The organism is Streptomyces sp. NPDC029014, from assembly GCF_055564695.1.
The window spans coordinates 1-23,673 of sequence record NZ_JBVHVT010000098.1 but is presented as its reverse complement, the minus strand read 5'-3'; the positions used below and the strand labels follow the sequence as shown (position 1 = coordinate 23,673).

The window sequence follows — 23,673 nt, the reverse complement described above, 5'->3', positions numbered from 1 at the left end:
CGAGGGCGGCCGATGCCGCCCGGCGGCTCGTGGGGGTGTTGCACGCTTGGGCTCCTCGCAGTCCTTCGGTTGCTGTGGACCGGTCCCGGCGTCAGGGGGCCAGCCGGCGCTTGACCCGGCCGATCAGCTCGTCCGCGTCGACGGGTTTGGTGATGTAGTCGCTGGCGCCGGAGGCCAGGCTCTTCTCCCGGTCGCCGATCATGGCCTTGGCGGTGACGGCGATGATGGGCAGCCCGCTGTGCTCGGGCATGGCCCGGATGGCGGCGGTGGCGGTGTAGCCGTCCATCTCCGGCATCATCACGTCCATCAGGATGACGTCGATCCCCGGGTGCAGGGCGAGGGCCTCCAGGGCGGCCCGGCCGTTCTCCGCCTGGAGCACCCGCATACCGTGCAGTTCGAGGATGCCGGTGATGGCGTACAGGTTGCGGTCGTCGTCGTCCACCACCAGAGCGGTGCGGCCGGCCAGGGAGCGATCGAGGTCGGGGTTCCAGGGGGACGCGGTGTCCGGCCGGTGGACGAGCGGCAGCACGTCGCCCGGCCGGTCCGCACCCATGTGCAGAACGATGCGCTCGCGCAGCTCGTCCAGGCCGGTGATGGGTTCCAGCAGACCGGAGCCGGTCCGCTCGCGCAGCGGCCGCGTGTCGGGCGCCGCGGTGCCGCGGCTGCTGTGGGCCAGCACCGGGACGCCGTGCAGGGAGGGGTCCCGCTCCATCTCCTCCAGGAGGCTGGCGGCCGCGCCGTCGGGCAGATCCAGATCGAGGATGACGCAGTGGCAGGGGTTCGTGGCCAGGGTGGCCGCCGCCTCCTGGGCGCCGACGGCAGTGATGATTTCTACGCCGTGCCCGGCCGCGGGGTCACCGTGGCGGGGCAGGTCGCCGACGGCGTTCTCCGCCACGAGCGACAGCAGGCCGCCCGGCCGGGCTTCCACCACGAGGAGGCGGCGCCGCTGGAGCGGCCCCGGGAGGGAAGGGAGGGCGGCGGCGGGCTCCGGCTCCCGGCCCGCCCCTCGAACGACCGGGTCCGAGGCGCTCGCGGCCTGGAGTTCCCGCTGCGTCCTCGCCGTGACCGCATCGGCGGAGTCGGGGCGTGCGACGGGCAGGTAGAGGGTGAACGTGCTGCCCTTGTCCAGGGTGCTCTCGGCGGTGATGGCCCCGCCGAGCAGGTAGGCGATCTCCCGGCTGATGGACAGGCCGAGTCCCGTCCCGCCGTATTTGCGGCTGGTGGTGCCGTCTGCCTGCTGGAAGGCGCCGAAGACCGACTCCAGGTGCTGCGGGGCGATACCGATACCGGTGTCGGTCACGCGGAAGGCGAGCACGGGGCCGCCGCCCCGGCGGGCGAGCTCGGGAACCCGGGCCTCGTCAGCGGGTTCGATGTGCAGCTCGACGCCGCCCTGCTCGGTGAACTTCACCGCGTTCGACAGCAGGTTGCGCAGGACCTGGCGTAGCCGGTAGTCGTCCGTGACCAGCTCGGACGGGACCTCCGGGGAGGTGCGGACGACGAACGAAAGGCTCTTCTGGCTCGTCAGGGGCCGGAAGGTGGCCTCGACGTAGTCGAGCAGCCTGGCCAGGGAAACGGTCTCGAGGGTGAGGTCCATCTTCCCCGCCTCCACCTTGGACAGGTCGAGGATGTCGTTGATGAGCTGGAGCAGGTCCGAGCCGGCCGAGTGGATGATGCCGGCGTACTCCACCTGCTTCGCCGTCAGGTTCCGCGTCGGGTTCTGCGCGAGCAACTGGGCCAGGATCAACAGGCTGTTGAGCGGGGTGCGCAGCTCATGGCTCATGTTGGCCAGGAACTCCGACTTGTACGTGGAGGCCAGGGACAGCTGGTGCGCCCGCTCCTCCAGTTCCTGGCGGGCCTGCTCGATCTCCAGGTTCTTCGTCTCGATGTCGCGGTTCTGCGCCGCGAGCAGCTCGGCCTTGTCCTCCAGCTCGGCGTTGGACGCCTGGAGTTCCTCCTGCCGGGCCTGGAGCTCCTGTGACCGGGCCCGCAGTTCGGCCGTGAGCCGCTGGGATTCACCGAGGAGCTCGTCGGTACGGGCGTTCGCGATGATGGTGTTGACGTTCACCCCGATCGCCTCCATCAGCTGGTTCAGGAAGTCCTGGTGGACCTGGGCGAAGGGGCGCACGGAAGCCAGTTCGATCACGCCGAGGACCTGTCCCTCGACGACGATCGGCAGCACGATCAACGACAGCGCCTCGGTATGACCGAGCCCGGAAGAGACGGCCAGGTAGCTCGCCGGGAGGGCGTCGACGGCGATGGAGCGCTTGCTGCGGGCGGCCTGGCCGACGAAGGACTCGCCGAGCCGGAACCGGTTCGGCCGGGAACCGGCGGGGAAGGCGTAGGAACTCACGAGTTGCAGGACGGTACCCTCCTCGTCCTCCTCGGCGAGGTAGAAGGCGCCGCACTGGGCCGACACCAGCGGGGTCAGCTCGTCCATGATCGATTCGGCGACGAGGCCGAGGTCGCGCTGGCCCTGGAGCAGGCCGGAGATGCGGGCGAGGTTGGTCTTCAGCCAGTCCTGTTCCTCGTTGGCCCGGGTGGTCTCGCGCAGGGACTCCACCATGAAGTTGACGTTGTCCTTGAGGTCGGCGACCTCGCCCGAGGCATCGACCGTGATGGAGCGGGTGAGGTCGCCCGCCGCGACGGCGCTGGTGACCTCGGCGATGGCGCGCACCTGGCGGGTCAGGTTGCCGGCGAGCTCGTTGACGTTCTCGGTGAGCCGCTTCCAGGTGCCGGAGACGCCCTCGACCTCGGCCTGGCCGCCGAGCCGGCCCTCGCTGCCGACCTCGCGGGCCACCCGGGTCACCTCGGCGGCGAAGGAGCTCAGTTGGTCCACCATGGTGTTGATGGTGGTCTTGAGTTCCAGGATCTCGCCGCGGGCGTCCACGTCGATCTTGCGGGTGAGGTCGCCCTTGGCGACGGCCGTGGTGACCTGTGCGATGTTGCGCACCTGACTGGTCAGGTTGTGCGCCATGAAGTTGACGTTGTCCGTGAGGTCCTTCCACGTCCCCGCCACGTTCGGCACCCGGGCCTGGCCGCCGAGGATGCCCTCGGTGCCGACCTCGCGGGCCACGCGCGTCACCTCGTCCGCGAACGCCGACAGGGTGTCGACCATGGTGTTGATGACGCCCGCGAGGGCCGCCACCTCGCCCTTGGCCTCGACGGTGATCTTCTGCGAGAGGTCGCCCCTGGCGACCGCGGTGGCCACCTGCGCGATGGAGCGGACTTGGCCCGTCAGGTTGGAGGCCATCACGTTGACGTTGTCGGTGAGGTCCTTCCAGGTGCCCGAGACACCGCGGACGGTGGCCTGGCCGCCGAGGTTACCGGCGGTCCCGACCTCGCGGGCGACGCGGGTGACCTCGTCCGCGAAGGCGGAGAGCTGGTCCACCATGGTGTTGATGGTGTCCTTGAGCTCCAGGATCTCCCCGCGCGCGGTCACCGTGATCTTTTGCGACAGATCGCCCTGGGCCACGGCGGTGGCCACTTGGGCGATCGCCCTGACCTGGCTGGTGAGGTTGCCGGCCATGAAGTTCACCGAGTCGGTGAGGTCGCGCCAGGTACCGGAGACGCCCTGAACGTCGGCCTGGCCCCCGAGGATGCCCTCCGTGCCGACCTCGCGCGCGACGCGGGTCACCTCGCCGGCGAACGAACTGAGCTGGTCCACCATCGTGTTGACGGTGTCCTTCAGCTCCAGAAACTCACCGCGCGCATCGACGGTGATCTTCTGTGAGAGGTCGCCCGTGGCGACGGCCGTCGCGACCTGGGCGATGTCGCGGACCTGGGTGGTGAGGTTCCCGGCCATCGCGTTGACCGAGTCGGTGAGGTCCTCCCAGGTGCCCGAGACCCCCGGCACCTGCGCCTGGCCGCCCAGCCGGCCCTCGGTGCCGACCTCGCGGGCCACGCGGGTCACCTCCGAGGTGAAGCGGGAGAGCTGGTCCACCATGCCGTTGAAGACGCTGGAGATTTCGCCCAGCAGACCGTCCGCCTCACCGGGCAGCCTGATGCCGAAGTCGCCGTCGCGTACGGCCGTGAGCCCGGCCAGCAGCAGCCGCAGCTCCGGCTCGCCCACCTGGGCGGCCCCGGCAGCACCGGCCCCGGCCCTCTGGGGCAGTTCCGCACTCTCGTCGGGCGGTGTCGCGCCAGCCATCGAACGTCGCCTCCGTAGAACGCCGGGCCAATGGCCGGCTTCGATCCTGCGCGTCCCCAGCGGAGGCGGCCGTGAGCCGCCCCTCGCGGTCAGGACGAGGGCCTGTACCGATCCGGAGGCTACCCCACCGGTCAGGGGAGGGAATAAGCCCGGATCGGGCCGCACTTCCCGGCTACGAGCAGGCACGGATGCGCGAGTTCCGCAGATACGCACCGCATCGGCGGTCACGACGGACCGCCCTCCACCAGAAGGAGCCGCGGCCGTGGCTGACATCATCTCCCTATTTGTGGCCGGATCGTTCGAGCCTGAGGCGCCGGCCGGCCACGACCGGCCGGCGCCCGGGGGTCAGGCAGCGGGGGCGGGGAAGCGGGCCCAGACGCGGTGGCTTCCCATCAGTTCGGAGAGCTGGCGCAGAGCGGCCGGTCCGTCGTCCGCGATGACGACGCCTGCCTCACCGTTTCGGATCCCCGCTGCTTCGAAGAGCCGCTCCGCACCGTTCCAGCCGCCGACGGCCTTGCCGTGCCGGTACGCCTCGGTGAGCAGTGCCAGGACGCGGGGGTCGCCGGCGGCGGTCCTGGGGTCGGCGGCCTTCGCGTCGCGGGCGCCGTAGGCGTCTGCTCCCGCTGCGGGCACGCCGGCGAACAGCAGCGCGTCGAACTCGACCGAGCGTGCGGCCGCGTAGGTGCGTTGCACGGTCACCGGCACTCCGTCGCCGTCCAGGCGGCCGCCGACCGGAGCGATCACCAGGGGAACCATGCCCGCGTCGAGGACGGCCTGGCGGACCTCGGTCACGCCGGCCTGGTCACTGGCGGCATCGGTGACGATGCCGATGATCCGCCCGTCCAGCGGCCAGGTCCGTCCGATCTGGGACAGGCGCGGGCTGGGGCTGGCGTCCGCGAGCGTCTCGGTGGCCGCCGGTGCGGACAGCCCCAGCCCGGCGGCGACCTCGGCGCACAGCTCACCGTCGATGTTGGCCAGCGTCTGCAGGACCCGTTCCTTGACGGCCTGCTCGTAGCACTTGGACAGCTCGAAGGTGTAGGCGGCGATGATGTGCTCGCGTTCCACCGCGCTCATGCTCAGCCAGAACAGCCGCGGCTGGGAGAAGTGGTCGTCGAAGGAGGCGGGGGCCTCGCGGACCTTGCGTGCGGCCGGGAGCTCCACGGGTACCTCGATGAAGGCACCGGTGTCGGCGCCGGCGAAGAAGGGGCAGCCACCGTCGAGGCTGTTGGGGTGGTACGGCGCCACGCCGCGGTGCACGGCGGTCTGGTGCATGCCGTCACGAAGCGTGTCGTTGACGGGCGCGTGGGTGCGGTTGATCGGAAGCTGCGGGAAGTTGGGTCCGCCGAGCCGGGTGATCTGGGTGTCGAGGTAGGAGAACATGCGCCCGGCCAGCAGCGGGTCGTCGGTCGGATCGATGCCGGGGACGAGGTGGCCGGTGTGGAAGGCGACCTGTTCGGTCTCGGCGAAGAAGTTCGACGGGTTGGCGTTCAGGGTCAGCAGACCGAGCGGTTTCACCGGCGCCAGTTCTTCCGGAACGATCTTCGTCGGGTCGAGGAGATCGATGCCCTCGAACATCTGATCCGGAGTGTCGGGGAAGGTCTGGATCCCGAGCTCCCACTGCGGGAACGCGCCCGCCTCGATGGCGTCGGCCAGGTCACGTCGGTGGAAGTCGGGATCGACACCTCCGAGGATCTGGGCCTCCTCCCAGACGAGCGAGTGCACGCCCAGCCTGGGCTTCCAATGGAACTTCACCAGCGTGGTGACGCCCTGTGCGTTGACGAGGCGGAAAGTGTGGACGCCGAAGCCCTCCATCATCCGGAAGGAGCGCGGGATCCCCCGGTCGGACATGTTCCACAGGGTGTGGTGGGTGGCTTCGGTGTGCAGGGAGACGAAGTCCCAGAACGTGTCGTGGGCGCTCTGCGCCTGCGGGATCTCCCGGTCCGGATGCGGCTTGCCGGCGTGGATGATGTCGGGGAACTTGATCGCGTCCTGGATGAAGAACACCGGGATGTTGTTCCCGACCAGGTCGAAGACGCCTTCCTCGGTGTAGAACTTCGTGGCGAAGCCACGGGTGTCGCGCACCGTGTCGGCGGAACCGCGGGAGCCGAGCACGGTGGAGAACCGAACGAACACGGGCGTCTCGGCGTCAGCGGCGAGGAACGCAGCCTTCGAGACGACTGCCCCGGTGCCGTAGGACTGGAAGACGCCGTGGGCGGCCGCGCCACGGGCGTGGACCACGCGCTCGGGGATCCGCTCGTGGTCGAAGTGCATGAGCTTCTCGCGCAGGTGGTGGTCCTGCAGCAGCACCGGCCCGCGCGGACCGGCCTTGAGCGAGTGGTCCGTGTCATACAGCCGCGTGCCCTGCGCGGTCGTGAGGTGCGCGCCGCTCTGGGCCATGCGAGCTTGCTCGTCGCCGGTGGGCTGCCCGGTCGGACTGACGGTCTCCGGGCCCCTCTGGTCCGCCTTCGGCGGCAGCGGCTCGACCGGCTGGACGGGTTCGGTCAGCTGAGGAGACGCGAAGCCGGGCTTGCCCGGAATCCCCTCCTCAGGGCCCCCACGCTCTGCCCCTCCACCCTGCATGGCATCGGCGATCTTCTCGGTCACTGCCTTCAACGGGTTCTTCTCTGGCATCACATCTCCAGGACACGGAAACCGGGTGATACACGTGTGACCTCATCCAGAAACTTCCAAACAGGTCCATGTCCACAACACAAGGCATCGCTGGTGCGTCGCGGGCCTCGCCCGTCTCACACCAGGTGGGGGTGGGGAGTGCTGGTCACGGAGGCAGCGCCGCCTGTCCGGGGGCCGTCCGGCGGGCCCAGGCGCTGCGACGGCTGATGCCGCCTCGTAGGCTGCGGGGCATGACCGAGATCAAGACCCCGACGCCCCGCGACGCCTTCGAGCTGCTCCTGGCGGGCAACCAACGCTTCGTCTCCGGAGCCACCGAGCATCCGAACCAGGACGCCGCCCGCCGCACCGAGACCGCACCGTCTCAGCAGCCTTTCGCCGTGTTGTTCGGTTGCTCCGACTCCCGGCTCGCCGCCGAGATCATCTTTGACCGCGGCCTGGGCGATCTGTTCGTGGTGCGTACCGCCGGGCACGTCGCCGGCACGGAAGTGCTCGGCTCCATCGAGTTCGGCGTGAGCGTCCTCAACGCGCCGCTGGTCGTCGTCCTCGGCCACGACTCGTGCGGCGCCGTCGCCGCGGCCTGCTCCGCCCTGGAGAACGGGAACACGCCGGGCGGCTTCGTCCGTGACGTGGTCGAACGGGTGACCCCGAGCGTGCTGGCGGCCCGCGCCGCCGGACGCGAGACCGCCGAAGAGATCCTGGCCGAGCACATCGAGCACACCGTGGATCTGCTGCTGGAACGTTCCCGCATCCTGGCCGAGCGGGTGGCCGACGGCCGCCTCGGCGTGGTGGGGCTGTCCTATCGGCTGGCCGACGGCAGCGCACAGTTCGTCGCCTCCCGCGGCTTCGATGCAACGGGCGCTACCGCTTCCTGACTGCCCCGGCCACGGCCGTTCACGCAGAGGGCCGGGGTCCCGCGGCCCGGCGGAGCCGGTTGGCGATCGCGAGCCCCAGCCCTTCCTCCACTGGCAAGGACGCGACGATGAGGTCGCAGCCCTGCTGGTCGAGCTCGCGCAGGAACCCGTACAACCCGTGCGCGTAGGCGTCCATCGAAGGGGGGAGCGCCACCACGGCGTGCGCCTTGACCGGCGCGCTGGCGAGCGAGGAGGGAAGAAGGACCCCCACCTGGTGCCCCAGCTCCTGTGCGAGCTCGGCTTCGGCGACGACCTTCTCCGGCTCGGCGAGGACGACCCGCGCCCGCGGCGCGTAGTGCGACGGATGCTGGCCCGGCACCCGGACACCGCTCGTGCCGGAGACCGCGACCGGGCGCCCCAGTACCGCTTCCAGGTCCTCACGCGTCACTCCGCCGGGCCGAAGGATGGTCGGGGCCTCGCCCGTGACGTCGACGATGGTCGACTCGACGCCGACCTCGCAGCGCCCACCGTCCAACACGAAGTCGACGCCGTCACCGAGCTCCGCTCGGACATGGTCCGCAATGGTGGGGCTGACCGAACCGAAGCGGTTGGCGGACGGCGCCGTGACACCACCGCCGAAGACCGACAGCAGTTCTAGGGCGACGGGGTGGTCGGGCACGCGCACGGCTACTGTCTCCAGCCCGCCGGTCGCTTCGAGGGGCACCCGGTGGCCGCGCCGCAGGACCAGCGTCAGCGGTCCTGGCCAGAAGCGTTCCGCCAGGAGACGCGCGGTCGCGGGCACTTCCTGGACCCAGTCGTCCAGGTGATCCGCGCTGCCGATATGGACGATCAGCGGATGGGAGGACGGGCGCCCCTTGACCTGGAAGATCCGTGCGACGGCCGTAGCGTCCTCGGCGTTGGCGCCCAGCCCGTACACGGTCTCGGTCGGCAGAGCCACCAACCCCCCGGCGCGCAGCACACCAACCGCCCTCTCGATGTCACTGGTCATTGCCGTCACCCTGGTATTCCTCTCCGCTCCGAGCTCACGTCCACCATTTCGCCGGCGTAGAACGACGAAGAGCTCGCCCTGCAGGCCCCGTCATGCCGACCGGCCGGACGGTCGCCCCCTGGCCCTGGATGCTCGACATCGGCACATGGTGAAGTTCCCGGCCGAGCCAACACCTGTACGCGCCCGGAGGGTACCGGGCCGAACGTGCTGCGACCTCGGTGCCGAGCAGGCCCGGGGCGCTGACCTGCACCAGTGCAGGAAGGCCTCTTTCTGCCCGCGCGCGTCACCTGACCAACGCCACCGGTGCCGGCGAGGACACGCCCGGCGTCAACACGGCGCCTCGGTCTCGCACGGCCCCTCATCCAGCCAGCCTCTGGCCAGGCGATGGCCGTCGATGCCGCCTACGTGCAGGCCAGCGCCCCACGCTCCTGGTAGCCGCATGCTTTCCGGCGACCACAGGGGCTGGGCGGAGTCCCACCGGCGACGAGCCCGGTGCTGCGGAAACCGAGCGAGTGCTGCGAGGCCAAATCGGTGGCCCCCTCCGACTTCCTGCCCCCAAGCCACCGGGTCACAGGCACATCGTGTTGTGATGCGCGTGCCGCTGCACGGCCGCACCGGCGGACCGACATTGCCGGTCGGCCGGCTGCCGTACGACGAAGGAGGATTTGTGTCCCGTTCCCAGGTACGCCCCCGGACCCTGCACATCGCGTGGTCTCTGTTGTGCGCATCCGCAGTGTGCCAGCTCATGGCGGTGACTGCCTCCAGCGCTCATGCAGTCGACCACCTGTCCAAACCCGGGGTCAATTGGGATGCCATCGCCCGGTGCGAGTCCGGCGGCAACTGGCGTGCCAACACAGGCAACGGTCATTACGGTGGTCTGCAGTTCAGCCAGTCGAGTTGGCAGGCGGCAGGCGGCACCACCTACGCTGCTCGCGCCGACCTTGCCACCAGGGAAGAGCAGATCGCCACCGCCCGGAAGTTGGCCGCGATGCAGGGCATGGGCGCTTGGGCTTGTGCCCGTCGGTGATGGGCAGCGGGTGCAGCCGCGGTTGCGGGCATGACATTTCTGCACCCTGCCGGCGTGGGGACCACGGGTTTCTTGCGGCCCCGGACGCCGAAGTGGTGTCCACGGGGCGAGTCGGCTCAGGAGGATGGGTTCTCGGGTGCGCCTTCTCAGCTTTGAACGCGTTGGTCGTAGTTGATTTGGTGCGCCCGGATCTCGTCCGCGTGGTGGACCGTCCACTCGTACAACCGGCCGAACGGCTCCCGCAGGGATTCGCCGAGCGGGGTGAGGGAGTACTCGACCCCGACCGGGGAGGTTGGCAGCACGCGCCGCACGATCATCCCGTTGCGCTCCAGGCGGCGCAGGGTCTGGGTCAGGACCCGCTGGGTCACGCCCTCAAGGCGGCGCTTGATCTCGTTGAACCGAGTGGGCTCGTCAAGGACTGCCATCACCATCATCGACCACTTGTCGGCGATCTGGTCGAGGATCGGGCGGCTGGGACAGTCGGACCGGTAGACGGTGTCGGTGCCCGCGTCGGCACGGGTTTCAGAAATGGCCATGTCGGTATCCTTCGCGATCCTTGCGATGCCGAAAGTGCGTTATTGACGTCGGTCGCCCCCCACAGGACCGTAAGTATGCGTCAGGAACCTAGATGCATACCAGGTACCGATCGGAGAACCTTGTGAACCACGACGTCTACGCGACCTTGCGGGTGCGCCGCGAGGACGGCATCGCCCGCGTCACCCTCGACAACCCTCCGGTCAACGTCCTGAACGCCGCCATGATGGCCGACCTCCGGCACCTGTTGACCGTGCTGAGGGACGACGCCTCGGTGCGGGTGATCGTGTTCGACAGTGCCAGCCCGGAGTTCTACATCGCCCATGTCGACATGACGCTCGTCGACACGCCGGACGCCTTCGACGAGCTCGCGGCCGACCTTCCGGACGGAGTCAACGTCTTCCAGGCTTTGGGGGAACTGCTCCGGCACCAGCCCCAGGTGACCATCGTCAAGCTTGCCGGCACGGCGCGCGGGGGCGGGGCGGAGTTCGTCACAGCCGCGGACATGGCGTTCGCGGCGATAGGTCGTGCCGGGATCGGCCAGATCGAGGCTCTCATGGGCATCGTCCCCGGTGGAGGGGGCACGCAGTACCTCGCCGGCCGGGTCGGCCGCAATCGAGCCCTGGAGGCGGTGCTGGGCGCCGACCTCTACGATGCGGAAACCGCGGAGCGCTACGGTTGGGTCAACCGGGCCGTTCCCGCTGACGAGCTCGACGGCATCGTCGACCGCCTCGCCCGCAACATTGCCGCTTTGCCCGAGGGAGTGATCGCGGCGGCCAAGCGCGCCATCGTTCCCGAGGACCTGGCCGAGGGGCTCCTGCGGGAGCACGAGGCCTGGGCGGAGCAGTTCGTTCGGCCCGCGGCCGAGCGGTTGATCCGCGGCGGGCTGGCCAACGGCGCCCAAACCCGTGAGGGCGAGCGTGATCTGGAGGGTCTGCTCCGGGGGCTGGCTGGGTGACGCTCGGACAAGGGCCCCACGTGTTCACCATGCAACCGTGGTACCCGAAGCTGTGCGGGCTGTGCGGGCTGTGCGAGGCCAAGACGGTCGCGGCGCCGGACCGCGCCGAGTACGACCGGGGAGGCCGCCGCGACCGCCGCCCCAGACCGGCGCCGCGCTGGTCTCCGAGCTCGTCCAGTTCGGCGCCGGCGGCCGCGCCCTGTACGACCGGCGCCGGGTGCCAGCCAAGGTCAGCGAGGCTCCTTCGGAGCTGGCGTGTCACGGGACCCTCGCGGCTTCGGTGCGGCATGTTCTCCTCGACGGGCGATGTCCCGTAAGCCCTCGTTTACGGGAGTCTGCGGAGGTGTCCTTTGGGTGCGAGCGGTAGCGGGCAGAGCGGTCCGGAAGAAACACCGCGGCCCTCGCCGAAGGACCAGGGGGTGCACGGGGTGCGCCTTCGGTCGGCCCTGGAGCGCGCACGGACGTCCGGACCGCCGCCTGGTCCCTCCCGGCCGGAGTTCTGGCGCAGCCCGCTGCGGGGGCCGTGGCTGACGGCGGTGTTCGGGCTGATCCTGCTGGTCGGGATCACCGTTCTCTTCGTGACGGGCCTGGTGTCGTATGCGGCGTACAACCCGGATCTGGCGGCGGTGAACGACCAGACGCCCGACAAGGGGTGGCTCGGGTTCTACCTCTTCCCCTGGCCGACGTCCCCCTACTGGCTCTACCGCGTCACCCAGGGGGTCCACGTCACGCTTGGGATCGTGCTCGTACCGGTGCTGCTGGCCAAGCTGTGGTCGGTGATTCCCAAGCTGTTCGAGTGGCCGCCCGTACGGTCGGCCGCGCACGGCATCGAGCGGCTCTCCCTGCTCCTGCTGGTGGGAGGCGCGGGCTTCGAATTCGTCACCGGCATCCTCAACGTGCAGCTGCACTACATCTTCCCCGGTTCCTTCTACACGCTGCACTTCTACGGGGCCTGGGTTTTCATCGGTGCCTTCGTGGTCCATGTGGCCTTCCGACTGCGCAGAGCGCTGCGCGCGGTGGGGCACCGGCTGGGCGAGCCGGCGGCCGGCACGGAGGACGCGGCCGGACTGGTCTCGCCCCGTCCGGCGGCGCCGACGATCTCACGTCGGGGCGCGCTCGGCATGGTGGGGCTGGGCTCCCTGGTGCTGCTTGCGGTCACCGTGGGGCAGAGCGTGGGCGGGTGGTTCAGGCAGACGGCGCTCCTCGCGCCGCGCGGACAGGACCCCGGCTCCGGGCCGAACGGCTTCCAGATCAACAAGACCGCTGCCTCGGTCGGCATCCGGCCCAGCGACATCGGCCCCGCCTGGCGCTTGACCGTACGGGGCGCCGGCCGGCAGGTCGATCTGACGTACGACCAGCTGCTGGCCCTGCCCCAGAACGAGTCGTCCCTGCCCATCGCCTGCGTGGAGGGTTGGTCGACCTCCGACCAGCACTGGAGGGGGGTCCGTCTCACGGACCTGGCCGCCCTGGTCGGGCTCGGCACGAACACCCCGCAGGTGTTCGTGGAGTCGGTGCAGCGCGGAGGGTCGTTCAGGTCGGTGGTCCTGCGCGAGAACCAGGCCCGGGATGCCCGCTCGCTGCTCGCTGTGGGCGTCAACGGTGCCGTGCTCTCCCACGATCACGGCTACCCTGCCCGAGTGATCGTCCCCGGAGCCCCCGGCGTGCACAACACCAAGTGGGTCACCCGCCTCACCTTCGGAAAGCCGGCATGAGGTCCCCCCTGTCGGAGGCGGCCACCGGCGCGTTCCGCCGCTGCTACGGCGCATCCCCGCTGCACCTGCTCCTCGTCCTCGCTTCGTTCGCCCTCGCCGTCTACGCGGGCCTGAGACTCCTCAAGGGCGACACCCTCGGCGTGGCCCTCTGGTTCGTCGGGGCGGCGCTCCTCCACGACCTGGTGCTGCTGCCCTTGTACTCGGTGACGGACCGGGCTGTGCAGGCGGCCTTCGGGAGTGCCTCGGGCGTCGGAGTCCCCGTGGTGCGCGCGGGCGTCAACCACGTTCGCGTGCCCGCCTTCGTCGCCGGTGTGCTCCTGCTCGTCTGGTGGCCCCTCATCCTCCGTCAGGTGGATCACTTCACCGCGACCACGGCCCTCCCCGCAGACGGGTTCCTCGCGCGCTGGCTGTTGATCACAGCAGGCCTCTTCGCAGCCTCAGCAGCTGTCCTTCTCGTCAGGATGTGGCGCGGGACGAGGGCCGCCAGACATGCCGCGCGGGTTCAGGCGCGGGCGCGCAGGGCCACGAAGTGACGGCCTCCGGTGGAGTACCACCACTCGGTCGCCGTCCACCCCGAGGCCCGGGCGTGACGGTCCAGTGCCGCAGTGCCGACGGCGGCCCAGGGGAAGGCCGCGCTCACAGGTCCGTGACCCGCGTGGATGCGGACCCGGCGGCGTTCGTCCACATCTTCCGGAGCGGTCTCCACCAGGAGCAGCCCCTGCCGGTGCACCAGATCGCCGACCCGGAGCAGGAGTCTGCGGGGGTCCCCACCGATGCCGATATTGCCGTCCATCAGCAGTACCGTTTCCCACCCGCCCTCATCGGGCAGCGGATCGAACACCGACCGCTCCAGTGCGGCGCCGCCTCGAGAGACGGTCGCGCTGACCGCCGACGGACACACGTCGATGCCGAGCACGGTGTGCCCCCGACGGGTCAGCGCCTCCACCAGCCGGCCCGCCCCGCAGCCGATGTCCAGCACACGTCCCCTGCACCGCCGCAGCACGGCCCGGTCGCTGACGTCCGCCCCCGCACGCCACCGCCCGAGGTCCAGCGGGAGACACCAGCCCTGGGCGTCGCGCAGCGAAAGATCACCCTGCTGCGAGTGGATCGCCGCCGCGTACGGGCCGCTGTTCCATCCATCGGAGTCATGGGCGGTCACCCTCCATGTTTCGCCCACGGCGCGACGGGGTGTTCCGGGGGAGGTGGAATCCACCCGATCGGACCGTATGCCCCGTCCCGACGGTGGACCAGGAGGGCCGATGTGGTGGGCCGGCTGACGGTACCGGGAACGGTGCCGTTGGCGGTGCTGGGGGAGGTGGGGGTGATCGACCGGTTCCGTTCGGGGTCGGGTGGCCTGCGGGTGCCACTGGCGTGGCCAGCCGGCCTGCGGGGCATCGCCGCGGATGGGCCGGCGGCGGGGTGGTCTCTCACGGGGTGCCGCCCGCCGGGCCCGCGCCGCGCCCGCTCTTCCAGGGCCACCCCGACCGGCGCAGCGCGGTCCTGCGAGACGGTCGGCGCATCATCCAGCCGAGGGTGCGGCGGGGCCGTCAGGGGCCGTCTCTGGGCCTTCTGCGGCACGGTGATCGGCATGCGCCGCTGGCCGGGGGCTCGTGCCCGCTCGGGCGGCGGCTCGGTGATTGGGGCGCGCAGAACCCTGGCCGACCATGCGGCCCGCGAGCTCCGAAGGCGGGCTCTGCTGCCAGGCCGGTGCTGTCCAGCGGCCCGGCCTTCAACCGGTCGCGCAGCCACCGCTCGCCCTCCAGGGTGCGGGCGACGTCGGCCACACGGCCGCGAGCAGGGCCAAACCCGGGTACTGAGCAGGAGAGCCGTCTCTCGCTCGGAGCCGATGCGAATACCCCGAATGTGACGATGTATCATTATGTTGCATATGTGGCATTTGGCGCGAGCGGGGAACTTCTTCTCTGAACCCTTGACTGCTAAGGACTCAGAAAGGTGAAAGGAGTGCATCGTGATCGCCAAGCTGCTTCGCAAGCTGTCCTTCACCCGCCACTACGGTGCCTACGGGCTCCACGACTGGGAGGTGTACGGCGACGACTCTGAGTGACCGCATTTGCTGGCGGACGCCCCTGGGCGCCCGCCGGTTCCCGGTCACGGTGCCGACGACGACCCTGGCCTGGACGGGTGCGATAGTCGGGGGCGATCTCATGGGCCGAAGGAATGAGCCGCCGCGGTTGCCCGGAGGCAGCTTCGCGGCCTGGAGCCGCGACCGGCTGGGACTGGCGCGTCGTGGCGCTGGAGAGTGTGGCGACATCTGGCAGCTGGAGCCAGGTGTTTACGTGGCCGCTGCGGCCGGGCCGTGTGAAGCGGTTCTGCGCCGCGCGCAGGACTTCCACAAGGCGTCCTCGCCTCTGTTCCCGCCGTTGAAGCGGTCGAGCGGAGTGCCGACGCCCGAAGAGCGTGCGCACGCTCATGCCGCCCGTATGCATGGACTGCGTGCGCAGGCGGTTGCAGCACGGCTTGGTGAGATCGCGCCCCGGACCGCTCGGTTTGCTGACGAGTGGCCCACCGGCCGGGACGTCGAGGTTCTTCCCCCGCTCCGGCACGCCCTGGCGGAGATCGGCGTGAGCTATCTGTTCTCCGAAGACGCTCCCGCTCTGCTGCCCCATGCCGCGCAGCTCTTCCTGGTCCGGGAGGTACTCGTACGCCCCTCGCGTTGGGTGTGGCCACGCTGGGTCCCCACGCCGACACGGCGCTTCCGTACCCGACAGCAAGTCGCCTTCACCGACGCCTTGCGGTCCGTCGTCCGGCGACGCCGTTCATCGGGTCGGCTCGGTGACGACGTGCTGGGGCAGATGCTCCGGCCCTCCCCTCGCTACGGCCTGCTGCCGGAAGAGGCCATCCTCGATACGCTCCCCGGAATCACGGTCGCAACCTTCGAGACCCCCGCCCGGGCAGCCGGGTGGATCCTGCTCCATCTGGCCCGGCACCCGCAGGCGGCGAGCCGCGTGGCGGCCGAAGCCTCCTCGCTGCCCGCGGACCCGGCCGCGACGACCAGCGCCCACTTCGGAAGCCTGCAATACACCCAGGCCCTGGTGAGTGAGGTGCTCCGGATGTATCCCCCGAGCTGGCTGCTGACGCGGCGCGCCCCACGGCAGACTCAGCTCGGCGACTACACGATCGACGCCGGGGCCACCGTTCTCGTCTGCCCCTACACCGCTCAGCGTGACGCACGGGAGCATGCCGACCCGGACCGGTTCCTGCCGGAGCGCTGGCTCGATGATTCGGGCTCGCTGGCGAAACCCGGGACTTTCCTCTCTTTCGGTACCGGTCCGCACGGCTGCGAAGGAACCGCTCTGGCCATGGCGATGCTGACGCTCCTGACTGCGCAGACCGCCTGCCGCTACCACTTGAGCGAGCCGCCCGGGCAGGAACCCGGCTACCAGGTCACCACCCTCGAAGGTCTTGCCACTGTCGGTTTGCGCCTGCGCGCCACCCCCCGCGGCTGAAGGCAACGCCGCTGTCGGTCCCGCTCCCGGTGGCAGGCCGGCTCCACCAGCGAAAAGCCGAAAGCGAGCTCATGGCTGGCTCGTCGCGTGGCGCTCGTCGAACTCGTCGGCGAGCATGCCCATCATGACGAGGTCGTGGTGCCGCCCGGCGAAGAAGACGTGTTTGCGCAAGCGCCCTTCCTCGGTGAAGCCGAGCCGACGGAAGAACGCCAGCGATGCCTCGTTGTCGGCGAGGATCGCTGCCAGACACCTGTGGTACCGCCGCTCGGCGAACATGAAGCGCAGCAGCAACGCTACGGCTTCTGTCGCGTAGCCCTTGCGCCGGTGGTCGGCGCTGATCGTGACATCAAGCTCGAACCAGCCCGAGCAAGGGCCGGTGCGATGCGAGCCGACGGTGCCGACCAGCTCTCCCGTGGTCGTCTCTTCGACTGCCAACCGGAAGCGGTCGTGGTCGCACTCCGCAACGGCTTGCTCCTTCGCCCACACGCGATAGCTCTCGGCGGACCGCGGCAGATCCAGCCGACTCCCTCGCCGTCCGTCGTCGGCGGCGAAGCGCATGAACGCTGTCCAGTCGTCGGGTTCGACAGCGCGCAGACGTACCCGATCACCGGTCCAGGACGATGCCATGCCCCATTTGATCACGCTGCCCTGCGCACGAGACCGAGAGGCACACCGCAGTTGACTCGCCGGTACGGGTGCCGCTGTACGCTGATTCTCTGACGGTATGAGCGCCACTCACACAACCAAGATGCAGCTGTCAGGGGGAAAGCCCCTGGTCAGGCGCGGTTCGCCTCAACCGCGACGATCGATCCCTGCCAGGAAGATCCGACGAGCACAGTGCAACCCCTCGCGCTTCGCGGCGGTGGGGGCAGCGGCAGGATCCCTCTCACCGCGCGCCGGAGTGGCGACGCCTTCAGGTCCTTCAGCTCCCAGCTCCCTGTGGAGGTCGGGGTGAAAGTTGTCGTTGATCTTTCCCGGACGTTCCGGGTGTACGGCGAGAGAGCGCTCGTGTACGACCTGGACCCCGACGACGCGCGGTACGCACCCGCCGCCGAGGTGTCGGCGTCATGACCGGTGCCGGTGCCGGTGGCGGTGCCGACAGCCTCCGTGCGTTCAGGCGCGACGGCCGCATCGTGGTCGTCGGGGCGTCGCTGGCGGGGCTGCGGGCCGCGGAGGCGCTGCGCAACGAGGGTTTCACCGGATCGCTGACCATGATCGGTGACGAGCCGTGCAAGCCCTACGACCGGCCTCCCCTGTCCAAGCAAGTCCTGACCGGACGGGTGCCGGCCTCGGGCACCACGCTGCCGCGCCGTCGCGGCATCGACGCGGAGTGGCTGCTGGGCGTGCCCGCCGACGGGCTGGACCTCGCGACGCACCACGTGCGTCTCACCGACGGACGCGAGATTCCCTTCGACCGGGTGCTGATCTCGACCGGGGTACGGGCACGGCCCTGGTTCGCCCAGTCCGAGACGGCCCTGGAGGGCGTGTTCGTCGTACACACGCGCGAGCACGCCGAGAGCCTGCAGCGGGCCCTGGCCGCCGAGCCCGTTCGGGTGCTGGTCATCGGTGCAGGATTCACCGGCTCCGAGATCGCTTCCGTCTGCCGCGAGCGGGACATCCCGGTGACCGTCGCCGAACTCGCGCCGGCCCCGCTGGTCAGTGCGCTCGGCACCACGATCGGCGAGGTGGCGGCCGACCTGCAGCGCGCGCACGGCGTCGACCTGCGCTGCGGTGTCGATGTCACCCGGCTGGAGGGCGACGCGCAGGGACGGTTCCGCCGGGCCCACTTCGCCGACGGCAGTACGGTCGACGCCGATGTCGCGGTGGTGGCACTCGGAAGCATCCGCAACACCGAGTGGCTCCAGGGCTGCGGACTGGCGGCGGGCGTGTGGGGAATCACCTGTGACACGGGCTGTCGCGCCCTCGACATCAACGGCCGCGTCACCGACGACGTCTTCGCCGCAGGTGACGTGGCGTGTTGGCCGCACCCCCTCTACGATTACCGGCTCGTCGCACTGGAGCACTGGGCCAACGCTGTGGAACAGGCCGAGGTCGCCGCGCACAACATGGTCAGCGACCCGGCCGACCACCGGCCCCATCGGTCCATCCCGCGGTTCTGGTCGCTCCAGTTCGGCGTCAACATCAAGTCCGTCGGCCTGCCGGCCTTCGCCGACGAGGTGGCCGTCGTCCAAGGATCGCTGGACGACCACCGCTTCGTCACCGCATACGGCTACCAGGGCCGCGTCACAGCCGCCGTGAGCTTCAACAACGGCAAACCGCTGGACCACTACCAACGGTTGATCGAGACGGCCGCGCCCTTCCCGCCGCCCTGCCCCACGCCCGACCAGCCGGCCGGCAGCAAACCGGTGCCCGTCGACTTCCCCGACCCCGCCCGGCTCGCCCGAGACGCCACGATGGCCGTTACAGGCCGTACCCCCGGTGAACGGCGCGTCACGGCCGTACACCGGCATCGGCGAAAGGTGGGCGGCACGGCAACGACCGGGACGGCCGACACGCTGCGACGCATCTACGACTACTCTGCCCGGGCCGACCCCTACCCGCTGTACGCCGAGTTGCGCAGGACACCGGTGGCCCGGCAGGAGGACGGCAGCTACGTCATCAGCACCTATCGCGAGATCACGGACATACTGAACGACCCGCATCTGAGTTCCGACCTGAGCAATCTGTCGCCCCCGATGCCCCCGGCCGACGGAAGGCCCCCGCCGTCGTTCATCCACATGGACTCGCCCGAGCACGACCGCCTGCGGCGGATGGCGACACGCCAGTTCGGACCCCCCCACACACCCAGGCTCGTGACCGGGCTCGACGGCTTCCTGACCGCCACCGTCGGCAGCCTGATCGACGACCTGGCGCGCAAGAAGCAGATCGACGTCGTCGACGATTTCGCCGACCCGTTTCCCGTGACCGTGATCTGTCACCTGCTCGGTGTGCCGCGCGAGGACGAGCCGAGGTTCCACCTCTGGGTGAACGACATCATGAACTCGATCGACTACAACCCGGAGACCGACCCCAAGGAGAAGCTGGACAAGGGCGTACAGGCCCGCAAGTACCTTTTCCAGCGCCTCGGTGAGCTGGTGGAACAGCGCCACGGCCGGCCGGGAGACGGCTTGCTGTCACGGCTGGCCAACGACGACGGGCCCGACGGGCGGATGACCGACGACGAAATCGTCGCCACCGCCAGACTGCTCCTCATCGCCGGCCATGAGACCATCGCCAACCTCATCGCCAACGGCGTGCTCACGCTGCTGCGCCACCCGCAGATCCTGGAACGACTACGCGGCGAACCGGACCTCATCGCGCCACTGGTCGAGGAACTCCTGCGCTACGAGCCCCCCGTGCAGATCATTCCCTGGCGGGCCGCGTACAGCGACATCACCGTCGCCGACACCGTGATCCCCCAGGGCTCGCGGATCATGCTCATGCTGGCCTCAGGCAGCCGCGATCCGAAGCGCTTCCACGATCCCGACCGCTTCGACCCGGACCGGCGCGACAACCAGCACCTCGGTTTCGGCAACGGCACTCACCTGTGCTTCGGCGGCCCACTGGCACGCCGCGAGGTCCAGATCGCGCTGACCGAGCTGGTACGCCGACTCGACCGACCCAGGATGGTCAGCGACCCGCCGCCGTACCGGCCCAGCCCCGTGCTGCGCGGGCCGATCCATCTGGAGATCGAGCAGGGCGACGGTTGACGCGGCAGCCAAGGGCACAGTCGAGGACGAGCGGTGCGGGCAGGCAGTGGGGTTGGCCCAGTGGAAGTCTCCGTGCCCGGTGGACCAGTGGACCTCCGCCGCTGTGGCCGGTGAACCGCGGGACGCGCCGGCGGAGGAACTCTTCCCGTACGGCCTCCCGGAAGGTGGTCACTGGGGCCGGGGCATCAAGGGCGGTCGGGAGTCCTTACCAGGTCTCGGGGAGGTCGGGCGTGGTCTCCAGTACGGGGCTGGCGGAGACGGCGGGTGCGGTGGCGTACGCGTAGAGCTCGGCGCGGTAGCCGAAGCCGTCGGCCACCCATGGGGCCCACCGACGCCGCTGACCCGCGCCGGGCGGGACGTACCCGACCGTACAGTTCGGGGGCCAGCGCCCACCCCTGCGCCGCATCCGGTGGTCTCCCACCGCGCGCCGAGCTGCTCGCTGATCCGCTGGGCAAAGCCTTGGCCGTAGGGTACGCGCCCACTGTCCGCAGGGGCCGTGACCTTCCTCGCGCAGCGCCGGTATTCTGAAGGATCGTCTCGTTTCCCGTACGCTCGCCTGCCTGCCGGCGGTGTGCCCGCCCGACAGGTCTGCTCGTCTTGCCCGATTCCCCTGTTTCCGTTCCCGCCCGGTTGCGCTCCCGCCGCCCGTCCTGGCTGTCGCCGAAGGTGCTGCGCACCGAGGTACTGGCCGGCCTGGTGGTCGCGCTCGCGCTGATTCCGGAGGCGATCTCCTTCTCGATCATCGCCGGGGTGGACCCGGCGATCGGGCTGTTCGCCTCCTTCACCATGGCCGTCACGATCGCCGTCGTGGGCGGCAGGCCCGCGATGATCTCGGCGGCGACCGGGGCGGTGGCCCTGGTCATCGCCCCGCTCAACCGGGAGCACGGTTTCGGGTACCTGGTGGCCGCGGTCATCCTGGCCGGGGTCATGCAGATCGTGCTGGGTGCGCTGGGCGTGGGCAGACTGATGCGGTTCATCCCGCGCTCGGTGATGGTCGGCTTCGTCAACTCCCTCGCGATCCTGGTGTTCATGGCCCAGGTGCCGCAACTGCGGAACGTGCCGTGGGCCGTGTACCCGCTCTTCGCGGCCGGTCTGGCGCTCATGGTCTTTTTCCCGAGGATCACCACCGCGGTGCCGGCCCCGCTGGTCTCGATCGTGATCCTCACGGTGATCACCGTCGCCGCGGGCATCGCCGTGCCGACCGTCGGCGACAAGGGCGCCCTGCCGGCCTCGCTGCCCGTACCCGCGCTGCCCGACGTGCCGTTCACGTTCGACACCCTGGCCACCGTCGCCCCGTACTCCTTCGCCATGGCGCTCGTCGGGCTGATGGAGTCCCTGATGACGGCACAACTGGTCGACGAGATCACCGACACCCGCTCGTCGAAGACCCGGGAGGCCATCGGTCAGGGCATCGCCAACATCGTCACCGGCTTCTTCGGCGGCATGGGCGGCTGCGCCATGATCGGCCAGACCATGATCAACGTGAAGGTCTCCGGCGCCCGGACCCGCCTGTCCACCTTCCTCGCCGGCGCGTTCCTGATGGTGCTGTGCGTCGTCTTCGGACCGATCGTCTCCGACATACCGATGGCCGCCCTGGTCGCCGTCATGGTGATGGTCTGCTTCGCGACCTTCGACTGGCACTCCATCGCACCGGGCACGCTGAAGCGGATGCCCGCAGGTGAGATCACCGTTATGGCCGTCACCGTGGCGTGCGTCGTCGCCACCCACAACCTCGCAATCGGCGTCGTCACGGGATCTGTCACCGCGGTGATCATCTTCGCCAAGCGCGTGGCCCGACTCGCCGACGTCACCGCGGTCACCGACCCGGACGGCAGCCAGGTCGTCTACGCCGTCACCGGCCAGCTGTTCTTCGCCTCTTCCAACGAACTCGTCGGCCGTTTCGACTACGCCGGAGACCCCGACAGGATCGTCATCGACCTCTCCGCCGCCCACATCTGGGACGCCTCCTCGGTGGCGGCGCTCGACGCGATCGAGCACCGCTACGCCCAGCGCGGCAAGACGGTCGAAATCACGGGCCTCAACGAGTCCAGCGCCACCCTGCACAACACCCTCAGCGGCGAACTCACCTCGGCTGCCTGACGCCCACGTCCCATCACAACGCTCGGCGCATGCTTCGGTGTCGCCCTCGCCGACGCGGCCGCCCCGGCGGAAGGAACGGCCCCACACTGACCGGCTGCTCCCACCCGCTGTAGCCGAAGCCGTCCTCGCAGGTGGAGCCGAGCACTTTCGAGCCGTCAGACGTAGGCCCTGAGGCGACAGCGGTGCGGTGGCCACACGCTCCGGCTGGACTCGTGGGCCGGATGCAGCGGGCGTACGGTGGATGGGAGGAAGGAACGCGGACGTCCGGGCGATTCACGCGGCCGCCGCTCACCAGGGGGTCTTCCGGACCGTCGCCTGTCGTGATCGTGGCGCCCGCCCCCGGCTGAGGCGAGACGGGCGATGCCGCTGTACAGGCCCAGGAGCGCTGGGTCCTCGCGGACCCACGGCGCCCCGGGGCTCTTCGCTGACACCTTCCGATGGAGGGCCTTCCCACGCAGACCGCCATACGAATGCGCCGTCTCTGCGCCGCCGCCTGCGCGGCTCCCCTGCTCGTGCTTACCGGAGCGGCCGGCGCCGCGACGGCCGTCGGCCCCGCCACCGCGCCCAGCGTCGTAACCGCCACGCCGAGCGAGATCCTGGAACTGGTCAACGCCGAACGCGCCAAGAACGGCTGCTCCGCCCTGAAGGAGAACGCGCAACTCGCCAAGGCCGCCCAGACCTTCGCGGAAGACGCAGCCAAGAACCACCTGACCTCCCACACGGGCTCCGACGGCTCCTCCGCCCAACAGCGGATCAAGGATGCGGGCTACAACGCGCGCATGTTCGGAGACAACATGTTCAACGGCAGCACCGACGCCAAGGCTGCCCTCGACTGGTGGGTAGGCAGCTCGGGCCACCACGCCAACATGATCAACTGTGCATTCGTCGACACCGGTGTCGACGTCAGCGGCAACTACGCAGTGCAGGTCTTCGGGACGCCGGCGTGACGCAGCTCCTCTGACGAAGGATCCCCCCCCCGACGGGTGAGCGCCGCAGGGCTTAAGACTACCCACACTGCAGCCCCCGGCAGTACCGGCGCTGTTGTCCGCGGCGAGTGGGGTGGTGCCGGTGCGCGGCGGTTCCCGGGGGCGGGTGGACGGTCGGGGGTGCGGACGCCGACAACTACGGCTTGAACGCGTTCAAATGCTGTGTCAGGGTACGGCATGCGTTCTTGAGCCCATTGGTCGCGCATGCGGCCTGCGGAACGCGCTGGGGGTGCAGTGTGTTGCGTTACCGCCGTGCTTCGCTGATCTTGGCTGCCATGGCCCTTGCTCTCACGGCCTGCGGCAGGTTCACGGTCATGCCGCCGCCCGAAGGCGAACCGGTGGTGCTGAAACAAGCCGAACTAGGGCCTGTGTGATGTCGTGATCAGTTCCCGGGTTCTGTCCTCCTCGCGGGGTGGGACCCGGTAGGACTGGGGTCGTGACTCGCAGCAACTTACCAATGCCCAGTGGAAGTTCATCGAGCCATACCTGCCGATCGGTAGGTACGGCCCGTACCCCGAGCGGTTGCGGGAGCAGTTCGAGG

At 69.9% G+C, this 23,673-nt stretch carries 14 protein-coding genes and 2 pseudogenes; 10 read left to right on the top strand and 6 right to left on the bottom strand.

What is annotated here, in order from left to right:
- Nucleotides 1–91: 91 nt before the first annotated feature.
- Both ACZ4VL_RS35140 and ACZ4VL_RS35135 read right to left on the bottom strand, forming a co-directional pair.
- A complete protein-coding gene (locus tag ACZ4VL_RS35140) occupies nt 92–4,147 on the bottom strand; it encodes a HAMP domain-containing protein (RefSeq protein ID WP_468208389.1) in 4,056 nt (1,351 codons plus the stop codon).
- Between the two features lie 345 nt (nt 4,148–4,492).
- A complete protein-coding gene (locus ACZ4VL_RS35135; protein ID WP_468208387.1) occupies nt 4,493–6,778 on the bottom strand; it encodes a catalase in 2,286 nt (761 codons plus the stop codon).
- Between the two features lie 230 nt (nt 6,779–7,008).
- On the opposite strand from ACZ4VL_RS35135, the gene ACZ4VL_RS35130 reads away from it, so the two are divergent.
- A complete protein-coding gene (locus tag ACZ4VL_RS35130) occupies nt 7,009–7,650 on the top strand; it encodes a carbonic anhydrase (protein WP_468208385.1) in 642 nt (213 codons plus the stop codon).
- A 19-nt stretch (nt 7,651–7,669) separates the two neighbouring features.
- On the opposite strand, the gene ACZ4VL_RS35125 is transcribed toward ACZ4VL_RS35130, so the two are convergent.
- Entirely contained in the window at nt 7,670–8,638 is a 969-nt protein-coding gene (locus ACZ4VL_RS35125) for an L-threonylcarbamoyladenylate synthase (protein ID WP_468208382.1), read from the bottom strand.
- 724 nt (nt 8,639–9,362) lie between these two features.
- Here ACZ4VL_RS35125 and ACZ4VL_RS35120 point away from each other — a divergent pair.
- Nucleotides 9,363–9,656 (top strand): annotated as a pseudogene (locus ACZ4VL_RS35120) (transglycosylase family protein); the annotation flags it as partial.
- Nucleotides 9,657–9,811: 155 nt separating this feature from the next.
- Here ACZ4VL_RS35120 and ACZ4VL_RS35115 read toward each other — a convergent pair.
- Nucleotides 9,812–10,201, bottom strand: coding sequence for a winged helix-turn-helix transcriptional regulator (locus ACZ4VL_RS35115; protein WP_468208379.1), 390 nt, complete (start codon nt 10,199–10,201; stop codon nt 9,812–9,814).
- A gap of 122 nt (nt 10,202–10,323) precedes the next feature.
- Between ACZ4VL_RS35115 and ACZ4VL_RS35110 the strand changes: the two genes are divergently transcribed.
- From ACZ4VL_RS35110 to ACZ4VL_RS35100, 3 genes are all read left to right on the top strand, one after another.
- Nucleotides 10,324–11,157, top strand: coding sequence for an enoyl-CoA hydratase/isomerase family protein (locus tag ACZ4VL_RS35110; protein WP_468208377.1), 834 nt, complete (start codon nt 10,324–10,326; stop codon nt 11,155–11,157).
- Nucleotides 11,158–11,585: 428 nt separating this feature from the next.
- Entirely contained in the window at nt 11,586–12,869 is a 1,284-nt protein-coding gene (locus ACZ4VL_RS35105; RefSeq protein WP_468208374.1) for a molybdopterin-dependent oxidoreductase, read from the top strand.
- Nucleotides 12,866–13,402: a hypothetical protein gene (locus ACZ4VL_RS35100; RefSeq protein WP_468208371.1), complete on the top strand. Its 537-nt coding sequence runs from the start codon at nt 12,866–12,868 to the stop codon at nt 13,400–13,402. The genes ACZ4VL_RS35105 and ACZ4VL_RS35100 overlap by 4 nt, the downstream gene beginning before the upstream one ends.
- Here ACZ4VL_RS35100 and ACZ4VL_RS35095 read toward each other — a convergent pair.
- Nucleotides 13,372–14,028 carry a class I SAM-dependent methyltransferase gene (locus tag ACZ4VL_RS35095; protein WP_468208369.1) on the bottom strand — a complete coding sequence of 219 codons (657 nt, stop codon included), beginning with the start codon at nt 14,026–14,028 and terminating at the stop codon, nt 13,372–13,374. The genes ACZ4VL_RS35100 and ACZ4VL_RS35095 overlap by 31 nt on opposite strands.
- Before the next feature lie 1,138 nt (nt 14,029–15,166).
- On the opposite strand from ACZ4VL_RS35095, the gene ACZ4VL_RS35090 reads away from it, so the two are divergent.
- A complete protein-coding gene (locus ACZ4VL_RS35090) occupies nt 15,167–16,336 on the top strand; it encodes a cytochrome P450 (protein WP_468208368.1) in 1,170 nt (389 codons plus the stop codon).
- Between the two features lie 69 nt (nt 16,337–16,405).
- On the opposite strand, the gene ACZ4VL_RS35085 is transcribed toward ACZ4VL_RS35090, so the two are convergent.
- Nucleotides 16,406–16,963 carry a GNAT family N-acetyltransferase gene (locus tag ACZ4VL_RS35085; RefSeq protein WP_468208366.1) on the bottom strand — a complete coding sequence of 186 codons (558 nt, stop codon included), beginning with the start codon at nt 16,961–16,963 and terminating at the stop codon, nt 16,406–16,408.
- Nucleotides 16,964–17,403: 440 nt separating this feature from the next.
- Between ACZ4VL_RS35085 and ACZ4VL_RS35080 the strand changes: the two are divergent.
- The 4 genes and pseudogenes from ACZ4VL_RS35080 to ACZ4VL_RS35065 all read left to right on the top strand — a co-directional run.
- A pseudogene (locus ACZ4VL_RS35080) lies at nt 17,404–18,792 on the top strand (NAD(P)/FAD-dependent oxidoreductase); the annotation flags it as partial.
- A gap of 240 nt (nt 18,793–19,032) precedes the next feature.
- Nucleotides 19,033–20,046 (top strand): cytochrome P450, encoded by a 1,014-nt coding sequence (locus tag ACZ4VL_RS35075; RefSeq protein ID WP_468208401.1) that lies wholly within the window; start codon nt 19,033–19,035, stop codon nt 20,044–20,046.
- Between the two features lie 597 nt (nt 20,047–20,643).
- Complete coding sequence (locus tag ACZ4VL_RS35070; protein WP_468208364.1) at nt 20,644–22,146, top strand: SulP family inorganic anion transporter; 1,503 nt, start codon at nt 20,644–20,646, stop codon at nt 22,144–22,146.
- Nucleotides 22,147–22,616: 470 nt separating this feature from the next.
- On the top strand, nt 22,617–23,093 hold the full coding sequence (locus ACZ4VL_RS35065) for a CAP domain-containing protein (RefSeq protein ID WP_468208363.1): 477 nt from the start codon (nt 22,617–22,619) through the stop codon (nt 23,091–23,093).
- Nucleotides 23,094–23,673: the final 580 nt, after the last annotated feature.

Coding starts and splice junctions, on each gene's coding strand:
- ACZ4VL_RS35115 (WP_468208379.1), bottom strand. CDS start 10,201: ATGGCCATTTCTGAAACCCGTGCCGACGCGGGCACCGACACCGTCTAC.
- ACZ4VL_RS35100 (WP_468208371.1), top strand. CDS start 12,866: ATGAGGTCCCCCCTGTCGGAGGCGGCCACCGGCGCGTTCCGCCGCTGC.
- ACZ4VL_RS35140 (WP_468208389.1), bottom strand. CDS start 4,147: ATGGCTGGCGCGACACCGCCCGACGAGAGTGCGGAACTGCCCCAGAGG.
- ACZ4VL_RS35130 (WP_468208385.1), top strand. CDS start 7,009: ATGACCGAGATCAAGACCCCGACGCCCCGCGACGCCTTCGAGCTGCTC.
- ACZ4VL_RS35125 (WP_468208382.1), bottom strand. CDS start 8,638: ATGACCAGTGACATCGAGAGGGCGGTTGGTGTGCTGCGCGCCGGGGGG.
- ACZ4VL_RS35085 (WP_468208366.1), bottom strand. CDS start 16,963: ATGGCATCGTCCTGGACCGGTGATCGGGTACGTCTGCGCGCTGTCGAA.
- ACZ4VL_RS35065 (WP_468208363.1), top strand. CDS start 22,617: ATGCGCCGTCTCTGCGCCGCCGCCTGCGCGGCTCCCCTGCTCGTGCTT.
- ACZ4VL_RS35135 (WP_468208387.1), bottom strand. CDS start 6,778: ATGCCAGAGAAGAACCCGTTGAAGGCAGTGACCGAGAAGATCGCCGAT.
- ACZ4VL_RS35075 (WP_468208401.1), top strand. CDS start 19,033: ATGCCCCCGGCCGACGGAAGGCCCCCGCCGTCGTTCATCCACATGGAC.